The sequence below is a fragment of the Spongiibacter sp. genome (assembly GCF_041602295.1).
Lineage (GTDB): Bacteria > Pseudomonadota > Gammaproteobacteria > Pseudomonadales > Spongiibacteraceae > Spongiibacter.
Genome location: NZ_JBFIGO010000125.1, coordinates 1 through 6,778, shown reverse-complemented (window position 1 = coordinate 6,778; position 6,778 = coordinate 1). Strand labels below are relative to the sequence as shown.

The following is a 6,778-nucleotide window of genomic DNA, read 5'->3' as shown; positions in this document are numbered from 1 at the left end:
TGTGCGGCAAAGCGCTGGCGCAGGGTGACAGAGTTACACTTGTCGCGTGTTGCGGCCAGTGCCTGCCAGAGTGCTTGCTGTTTGTCCGGGGTTGCCAGTGCCACGTGAGTCTCCTGCTCTTCCCTGTGTGGGTTGCGCGTTGTTGCGTGCCGTCGTTAAGAGTAGCGCATTAGGGGTTGCTGTTGTCTGGTCTTTTATTGCGGAATTAGCTGCGGCGCTGCAGGGCCAGTTCGCTGAGCTGGCTCATTGCGTCGCGATAGGGAGAGGCGGGCAGTGCCTGCAAAGCATTGATGGCGGCCTGGCTGTGGCGTGCGGCTGCTTGCCGGCAGTAGTCGAGTGCGCCGCTGCTCTGTACCGCGGTAACAATGCCGTCCAGTTCGGCGGCGGATTTTTCGCTGATCGCGCGGCGCACTTGTTGCTGTTGGTCTTTGCTGCCGTGGCGCAGCAGGTAGATCAGCGGCAGCGTGGGCTTGCCTTCGGCGAGGTCGTCGCCGACATTCTTGCCGGTTTCCTCGGGGTCGCCTTCGTAGTCGAGGATGTCGTCGACCAGCTGAAAGGCGATACCGAGGTTGAGGCCGTAATCGTACAGCGCCTGTCGCTGTTCATCGTTGTTGGACAGCAGGGCCGAGCCGGCACAGGCCGCGGCAAACAGTACCGCGGTCTTGCTGCGAATGACATTGAAGTAGGTGGCTTCGTCGGTGTCGGCATTGCCGGCGCGACTGAGTTGCAATACTTCGCCTTCGGCGACGGTGTTGGTGGTGTCGGAAAGCAGGGCCATCAGCGGCATATTGCCGATCGCGACCAATACCTGAAAGGCGCGAGAATAGAGGAAGTCGCCGACCAGCACGCTGGGCGCATTGCCGAATTCGGCGTTGGCAGTGGGGCGGCCGCGGCGCAATTCTGATAAGTCGACGACGTCGTCGTGCAACAGGGTGGCGGTATGAATGAATTCAATGACCGCAGCCAAGCGGATATGGTCGTGAGCGATGTGGCCGAGTGCGCCGGCGCTGAGCAGGCTGAGCAGCGGCCGCAGGCGCTTGCCGCCGGCGTCAATTATATAGTGGCCGATGTTCTCCACCAGGCTGACCCGGGAGTGCAATTGCTCGACGATAAAATCGTTGACTGAGTTGAACTCGCTGTCGACGACTTGGCGGATATGCTGCATGGATTCAGTGACTTGCGGCGGTGGAATCGGCTGGCATCGTATGGGGGTGCCGCCGAGCTGTCAAGTTAGGGGCGGCGGGGGATGAAACAAGGAGGAAAGGTCTTGTTTTTGTGGGCAGGAATCAGTAAAATTCGCGCCCCTGAAGCAAAACCAGTCCGTTCGCCGGTTGTTGGCGGTGGATTTGGTGCCTGGACTTGTTCCGTTTGCAGTTTACTGTTGGCGGCCAAACACTCAATTAGCATTGCAAGCAGGCTCTTGGAGATTATGCCCATGTACGCAGTTATTGAAAGCGGTGGTAAGCAGCACCGTGTTATTGAGGGTGAAACCCTCAAGTTGGAAAAAATTGAAGTTGCCACCGGCGAAACGATCACCTTTGATAAAGTGTTGATGGTCAAGAACGGTGAAGAGCTGAAAATTGGTGCACCCTTTGTTGAGGGTGGCAAGGTGACTGCAGAGGTTATCTCTCAGGGTCGTCACGCCAAGGTGAAAATTGTTAAATTTCGCCGTCGTAAGCACAGCATGAAACAAGCCGGTCATCGTCAGTGGTTCACGGAAGTGAAGATCACTGGAATTAGCGGCTAAGGATACGAGGAGTAACTCATGGCTCACAAGAAAGCTGGTGGTAGTACCCGTAACGGACGCGATTCCGAGAGTAAACGCCTTGGTGTGAAGCGCTACGGTGGTCAAGTGGTTAGCGCGGGCAGCATCATTGTTCGTCAGCGTGGCACGCGTTTCCATGCGGGCGAGAATGTTGGTCTGGGTACCGACCATACATTGTTTGCGAAAGCTGACGGTGTTGTTAAGTTTGAAGTTAAAGGTCCAAAGAATCGCAAGTTTGTCAGCATCGTCGCTGCCTGATTGTCGGTTCTATTGATTGCTAAAGCCTCGTCGGTTGACGGGGCTTTTTTGTTTCTGTACATAACGTTAACGGGCTAGCCAGTCACCGAGGTCGAGTGCAATGAAGTTTGTCGATGAGGCGGTAATACGCGTCGCCGCAGGTCGCGGGGGCAACGGCTGCCTGAGTTTTCGCCGTGAAAAATACATTCCCCGCGGTGGGCCGGATGGGGGTGATGGTGGTGATGGCGGCAGTATCATTCTGCGCGCCGATGCCAGCAGCAATACATTGGTGGACTACCGCTTTGTAAAGCATTACCAGGCGCAATCGGGTGAGTCCGGGCGCGGTGGCAATTGTCGCGGTAAAAGCGGTGAGGATCTCGTGCTGATCGTGCCGGTGGGAACGACGGTGATCGATGAGGATACTCGCGAGGTGCTGGGTGACCTGGTGGCGGCTGGTGATGAGCTAAAGGTTGCGCAGGGCGGGTTTCACGGGCTGGGCAATACTCGCTTTAAATCCAGTACAAATCGCGCGCCCCGACAGTTTACCCGTGGCAGTGACGGTGAGTTGCGAACGCTGCGCCTGGAATTGAAGGTGTTGGCGGATGTGGGCCTGCTGGGTATGCCCAATGCCGGCAAGTCGACATTTATTCGCGCGGTGTCGGCGGCCAAACCCAAGGTGGCTAACTACCCTTTCACTACCTTGGTGCCGAATCTGGGGGTGGTGAGCGTGCAGCCGCACCGCAGTTTTGTGATTGCCGATATTCCTGGTTTGGTGGAAGGGGCGGCCGAGGGTGCGGGTTTGGGTATTCGTTTTCTCAAGCATTTAACGCGCACTCGCCTGTTGCTGCATATTGTTGATATGGCGCCCTACGATGGCAGTACGCCGGAGGAGGCAGTGGCGGTGATTGCTGAAGAGCTGCGGCAATTCAGTCCGCTGCTCGCGCAGCGTGAGCGCTGGCTGGTGCTCAATAAGATCGACTTGCTGCCGGAGGATGAGCGCGAGGCGCGCTGTCAGGCGGTTGTCGATGCCCTGGCGTGGGATGGGGCGGTTTACAAAATTGCGGCGATTTCGGCTGAGAATACCAAGCGCCTGTGCCAGGATATTCTCGCCTTTGTGGAGGCGCAGGCTGAGCGGCTGGTGGAGAATCCCGAGGCGGCGGAGGAAGAGTTGCGTATTCAGGAGGCGATGCAGCAGGAGGCGCGCGATCGCATCGCCGCGCTCAATGCCGCGCGACGCGCCCGCCAGCAGGCGGATGGCGAGGATGGTGACGACGATGACGATGATCATGATGTCGAAGTGGTTTACAGGCCCTAGGGTGGTGTGTGGTGGTAGATAGTCGTCGGCAGCTCGCGAACGCGCGGCGTATTGTGGTGAAAATTGGCTCGGCCTTGCTGACTAATGACGGTCGCGGTTTGTGTGTGGAGGGGCTGGATGCCTGGGTGGCGCAAATCGCGGCACTGCGTGCCCGCGGTTGCGAGATAGTGTTGGTGTCGTCGGGGGCGGTTGCCGAGGGCATGACCCGCTTGGGTTGGGCACAGCGTCCGGATGACCTTCACCACTTGCAGGCGGCGGCTGCGGTTGGGCAAATGGGCCTGGTGCAGGCCTATGAGGAGCGCTTTCGTCGGCACGGCCTGCAGACCGCGCAAATTTTACTTGGCCATGATGATATTTCCGCGCGCGATCGCTACCTCAATGCCCGCAATACTTTATTGACCTTGCTGGAGCTGTCGGTGGTGCCGGTGGTCAATGAAAATGACAGTGTGGTCACCGATGAAATTCGGTTTGGCGACAATGATACCTTGGCGGCGCTGGTGGCCAATTTGGTTGACGCCGATGCCCTGGTGATCCTCACGGATCAGCGCGGCCTGTACAGCAGTGACCCCCGTCATCATGCGGATGCCGAGTTAATTGCCCAGGCGGATGCCGCCGATCCGGCGTTGGATGCGATGGTGGGGGGTAGTGCTGGCAGTTTGGGTCGTGGTGGTATGCTGACCAAGTTGCGCGCGGCGCGTCTGGCGGCGCGCTCCGGGGCGGATACCTTGATCGCGGGTGGTCGCGAGCCCGAGGTGCTGTGTCGGGCGCTAGCCGGGGAGTCTTTGGGGACTTTGTTGCTGGCCAAGGAGCCGCCGATGGCGGCGCGCAAGAAGTGGTTGGCCGGTCAGTTGCGGCTGCGCGGTAGTCTGTTGGTTGATGCCGGCGCGGCGCGGGTGCTGCGCCAGCAGGGGCGAAGCTTGCTGGCGGTGGGGGTGACGGAGGTGAGCGGCGACTTTGAACGCGGTGACCTGGTGAGCTGCGTCGATCCCGATGGTCGGGAGGTGGCGCGTGGCCTGGTGAATTACCGGGCGGACGAGGTGCGCAAGATATCCGGCTGCGCCAGTTCCGCGATTGCGGAGAAGCTGGGTTATCTCGCCGAGCCGGAGCTGATACATCGCGACAATATGGTGCTGGTATAGCGCTGCTGCTGCGTTAATGCTCAGGTATAAATACTCAGGCATAAAAAAACCCGCATAATGCGGGTTTTTTTATGCGCTAAGTGGCTTACGCCGCTTCGCCCATCGCTTTGATGCGGGCGTTCAGGCGGCTCTTATGGCGAGCGGCCTTGTTCTTGTGGAAGTTGCCTTTGTCGGCAGTGCGGTCGAGAACCGGCACTGCAGCTGCGTAGGCAGCTTTAGCCGCTTCTTGATCGCCAGACTCAATGGCGGTCACAACTTTTTTCAAGTAGGTGCGGACCATAGAGCGCAGACTGGCGTTGTGAGTGCGACGTTTCTCCGCCTGACGTGCGCGTTTTCTTGCTTGCGGGGAATTTGCCACCCTTGTTACTCCTTTAGAACTTGCGCTGAAAATTTAGGCCGTGAATTATTCAGTTTTGCACCAGGTATGTCAAGGGTTAAGCCACTTGTCGGGTGCAAATATTGCTGGGCGGCCCCCGGCGGTCAGTAGAATCTATCGTAAATGATTAATGCCCAGCTGATCAGGCAGAGAATCATGCTGACCATGACGGCTGCCGAGCCGATATCCTTGGCTTGGCCGGAGAGCGGGTGGGGAGTGGTGCCGATGCGGTCGACGGCGGCTTCGATGGCGGAATTCAGCAGCTCGACGGTGATCACCAGCAGTACCGGGATGATCAGCAGGCAGCGTTCCACGGCATTGCTGCCCAGCCAGATTGCCGCCGGCAGCATGATGGTGGCGAGTACGCACTCCATGCGAAAGCCTTCTTCGTGGCGCCAGGCAGCCGCCAGCCCCTTTACGGAGTAGTTGGTAGCATCTACTAAACGCCAAAGGCCGCTGCGGCCGGGTTTGTTCATCATGGTAATTTCACTGTTGTGGGCAAGGTCGAGCTATCAATCGGTGTACAATGCTGGCGCGGCGCGGCCGACCAACTTGGAGTCGCGTTCCAGTGTATTAAGTAGTGCCTAAAAAAAACAGTGTAGTAGCGGGACGATGACAATTCAGAGACAACTTCTACATCCGCGTCACTGGCCAACCTGGTTGGCGGTTGCGTTGATGTACTTATTGGCAAGGCTGCCGCAGCGCTGCAACTACCTGCTGGGTAAGGGTCTGGGCAGTTTGTTTTATCGCTTCGCAGGCAGCCGCCGCCACGTTGCGGCCACTAATCTGGCCTTGTGCTTTCCGGAATTGGATGCGGCTGAGCAGCAGCGTCTGCTTAAAAAGACCATGCAAGACCAGGGCGTAGGCTTGCTGGAGATACTGCGAAGCTGGTTTACCCCGATTGATCAGCTCGGCTTGGAGCTGGAGCTGATTGGCGAAGAGCATTTGGACGGCGACGGTCAGGGCGTTATTGTGCTGGGTGCGCATTTTACCTTTATCGATTTGACCGGCGCCCTGATTGCCCAGCGCAAACCATCTGACTCGTTTTATCGCCAACAAAAAAACCCGGTGCTGGAGTGGCTGGTCAGTCGCGCGCGCGGGCGCTACGGCGAGCCTATTCACCGCCGCGACTTTAAGCGCGCGCTGAAATGTCTGCGGCAGGGGCGGCGCTTGTTCTATTTGCCGGATCAAGACTACGGCCGCAAATCGGCAGAGTTTGTCGATTTTTTTGGCAACCCGGCAGCCACAACGGTGGCGACTTCTACCCTGGCTAAAAGCGGCCGGGCAAAGGTGGTGTATATCGTTCAGCAGCGCTTAGATAAGGGGCGCCGGATCCGCCTGGAAGTCGTGCCGCTGCCGAGCATTCCCAGCGGCGACCCGGCCGCAGATGCGCGGACGGTGAATGCGCTGATTGAAGATAATATTCGCCGCGCCCCGGAGCAGTATATGTGGGTGCATCGCCGCTTTAAGACCCGCCCAGTGGGCGCGGAAAAAGTCTATTGAGGGCGCCCATGAACGATGCCCTGCAGCTGTGGTTTATTACCGATGGTCGCCCCGGTCACGCCAATCAATTAAAGGGCTTGGCCGAGCGCCTGGCGAGCAAGCGCCGCTGTGAGATTCACTGGTTGGACATCTCCCGCCAGCCGCTGCGAAAAACCGGGCGTCGCGGGCTGATGGCGCAGTTCGGCGCGCAGCAGTTGCCACAGTGGGTGATAGCCGCGGGCAGTCGCTGCCACCTGCCGTTGTTGTGGACCTCGGCGGTTTGTCGCGCGCGCTCTATCGTGTTGATGAAGCCGAGTTTGCCGCGCTGCCTGTTCGATGTGGCGATCATTCCCGAGCACGATTCCCCGCCAAACTCGCCGAAGATTCTCGCGACTCGGGGGGTGTTGAATGTCATGCAGCCCATTCACTCGGGCCGCGATGCGGGTCGCGGCTTGGTGGTATTG

The 6,778-nt window shown here is 58.7% G+C and carries 9 protein-coding genes; 6 read left to right on the top strand and 3 right to left on the bottom strand.

From position 1 onward, the window contains the following. Positions 1 to 205 precede the first annotated feature (205 nt). On the bottom strand, positions 206 to 1,165 hold the full coding sequence (locus ABYM29_RS14125) for a polyprenyl synthetase family protein (protein WP_372865424.1): 960 nt from the start codon (positions 1,163 to 1,165) through the stop codon (positions 206 to 208). Between the two features lie 270 nt (positions 1,166 to 1,435). Here ABYM29_RS14125 and rplU point away from each other — a divergent pair, with 270 nt between their 5' ends. The 4 genes from rplU to proB all read left to right on the top strand — a co-directional run bounded on the left by rplU (position 1,436) and on the right by proB (position 4,456). Next, the gene (gene rplU, locus ABYM29_RS14120) at positions 1,436 to 1,747 is read left to right on the top strand and encodes a 50S ribosomal protein L21 (protein ID WP_372865425.1); all 312 of its coding nucleotides are present in this window, start codon (positions 1,436 to 1,438) and stop codon (positions 1,745 to 1,747) included. An 18-nt stretch (positions 1,748 to 1,765) separates the two neighbouring features. Continuing rightward, positions 1,766 to 2,023, top strand: a complete 258-nt coding sequence (rpmA, locus tag ABYM29_RS14115; RefSeq protein ID WP_168451649.1) for a 50S ribosomal protein L27 — start codon at positions 1,766 to 1,768, stop codon at positions 2,021 to 2,023. A 100-nt stretch (positions 2,024 to 2,123) separates the two neighbouring features. Next, positions 2,124 to 3,317: an Obg family GTPase CgtA gene (gene cgtA / locus ABYM29_RS14110; RefSeq protein ID WP_372865423.1), complete on the top strand. Its 1,194-nt coding sequence runs from the start codon at positions 2,124 to 2,126 to the stop codon at positions 3,315 to 3,317. An 8-nt stretch (positions 3,318 to 3,325) separates the two neighbouring features. Continuing rightward, positions 3,326 to 4,456: a glutamate 5-kinase gene (gene proB, locus ABYM29_RS14105; RefSeq protein WP_372865422.1), complete on the top strand. Its 1,131-nt coding sequence runs from the start codon at positions 3,326 to 3,328 to the stop codon at positions 4,454 to 4,456. A gap of 85 nt (positions 4,457 to 4,541) precedes the next feature. Here the strand turns inward: proB and rpsT are convergent, their stop codons facing one another. Continuing rightward, the gene (gene rpsT, locus ABYM29_RS14100) at positions 4,542 to 4,814 is read right to left on the bottom strand and encodes a 30S ribosomal protein S20 (protein WP_372865421.1); all 273 of its coding nucleotides are present in this window, start codon (positions 4,812 to 4,814) and stop codon (positions 4,542 to 4,544) included. A gap of 122 nt (positions 4,815 to 4,936) precedes the next feature. Beyond that, complete coding sequence (locus ABYM29_RS14095) at positions 4,937 to 5,311, bottom strand: diacylglycerol kinase (RefSeq protein WP_372865420.1); 375 nt, start codon at positions 5,309 to 5,311, stop codon at positions 4,937 to 4,939. Positions 5,312 to 5,444: 133 nt separating this feature from the next. Between ABYM29_RS14095 and lpxL the strand changes: the two genes are divergently transcribed. Together lpxL and ABYM29_RS14085 are read left to right on the top strand one after the other, a co-directional pair. Continuing rightward, positions 5,445 to 6,335, top strand: a complete 891-nt coding sequence (gene lpxL, locus ABYM29_RS14090) for an LpxL/LpxP family Kdo(2)-lipid IV(A) lauroyl/palmitoleoyl acyltransferase (RefSeq protein ID WP_372865419.1) — start codon at positions 5,445 to 5,447, stop codon at positions 6,333 to 6,335. An 8-nt stretch (positions 6,336 to 6,343) separates the two neighbouring features. Then, the coding region (locus ABYM29_RS14085; protein ID WP_372865418.1) for an ELM1/GtrOC1 family putative glycosyltransferase at positions 6,344 to 6,778 on the top strand (435 nt) is incomplete at its 3' end.

Coding starts and splice junctions, on each gene's coding strand:
- ABYM29_RS14125 (WP_372865424.1), bottom strand. CDS start 1,165: ATGCAGCATATCCGCCAAGTCGTCGACAGCGAGTTCAACTCAGTCAAC.
- rplU (WP_372865425.1), top strand. CDS start 1,436: ATGTACGCAGTTATTGAAAGCGGTGGTAAGCAGCACCGTGTTATTGAG.
- rpmA (WP_168451649.1), top strand. CDS start 1,766: ATGGCTCACAAGAAAGCTGGTGGTAGTACCCGTAACGGACGCGATTCC.
- cgtA (WP_372865423.1), top strand. CDS start 2,124: ATGAAGTTTGTCGATGAGGCGGTAATACGCGTCGCCGCAGGTCGCGGG.
- ABYM29_RS14095 (WP_372865420.1), bottom strand. CDS start 5,311: ATGATGAACAAACCCGGCCGCAGCGGCCTTTGGCGTTTAGTAGATGCT.
- lpxL (WP_372865419.1), top strand. CDS start 5,445: ATGACAATTCAGAGACAACTTCTACATCCGCGTCACTGGCCAACCTGG.